Source organism: Mesorhizobium sp., from assembly GCF_024509055.1.
Lineage (GTDB): Bacteria > Pseudomonadota > Alphaproteobacteria > Rhizobiales > Rhizobiaceae > Mesorhizobium.
This window is the reverse complement of sequence record NZ_JANINM010000072.1, coordinates 4,589-5,710: the sequence shown is the minus strand read 5'-3', so window position 1 is coordinate 5,710 and position 1,122 is coordinate 4,589. Positions and strand designations below refer to the sequence as shown.

The window sequence follows — 1,122 nt, the reverse complement described above, 5'->3', positions numbered from 1 at the left end:
CCGGCAAGCCGATCAAGCTGATCGGCACCGGCGAGAAGATGGACGGGCTGGAGGAATTCCACCCCAAGCGCATCGCCGACCGCATCCTCGGCATGGGCGACATCGTTTCGCTCGTGGAGAAAGCCGCCGAAACCATCGACGCCGAGCAGGCGGCTGCGATGGCCAAGAAGATGCAGTCGGGCAAGTTCGACCTGAACGACCTGGCCCAGCAGCTTCAGCAGATGTCGAAGATGGGCGGCATGGGCGGTATCATGGGCATGATGCCCGGCATGGGCAAGATGAAGGACCAGCTTGCCGCCGCCGGCTTCGACGACAAGATGTTCCGCCGCCAGCTCGCCATCATCTCCTCGATGACCAGGGCCGAGCGCGCCAACCCCGACCTGCTCAAGCATTCGCGCAAGAAGCGCATTGCCGCCGGCTCCGGCACCGATGCGGCCGAGATCAACAAGCTCCTGAAGATGCATCGCGGCATGGCCGACATGATGAAGGCGATGGGCGGCAAGGGCAAAGGCGGCGGCATGATGCGCGGCATGATGGGCGGCCTTGCCTCCAAGATGGGCCTTGGCGGCATGATGCCCGGTGGCCCCGGCGGTATGATGGGCGGCATGCCCGATCTGTCGAAGATGGATCCCAAGCAGCTCGAGGCCCTGCAGAAGCAGGCGCAGGCCGCCGGCCTCGGCAAGGGCTTGCCAGGCGGACTTCCCGGCGGTGGACTGCCGGGCCTGCCCGGCGGCATGAAGCTTCCTGGACTACCCGGCATGGGCGGTGGCTTACCCGGCCTGGGCAAGAAGAAGTGAGGGGGCGATGAACGAGGAGAAGGACATGGCTGACGCACGTGCCATTCTGGCCGGCTACCGCGCTTCGATCGACAATATCGACGCAGCGCTCATCCATATGCTCGCCGAGCGTTTCCGCTGCACCAAGGCGGTCGGCGTGCTCAAGGCCGAGCATGGCCTGCCGCCGGCCGATCCGGCGCGCGAGCAGCAGCAGATTGCCCGTCTTCGCCAGTTGGCCAACGACGCGCATCTCGACCCGGATTTCGCGGAGAAGTTCCTGAACTTCGTCGTCCGCGAGGTGATCCGCCATCACGAACAGATCGCCGCTGCCAACGGCGCTGCAAAA

General features: G+C 65.3%; 1 protein-coding gene and 1 pseudogene. Both read left to right on the top strand.

Features of this window, described 5'->3' with window-relative positions; translation table 11 throughout:
* Window positions 1-797: pseudogene (locus Q0L57_RS04430) on the top strand (signal recognition particle protein); the annotation flags it as partial.
* 7 nt (window positions 798-804) lie between these two features.
* On the top strand, window positions 805-1,122 hold a 318-nt coding region (locus Q0L57_RS04425; protein WP_366940865.1), incomplete at its 3' end, for a chorismate mutase.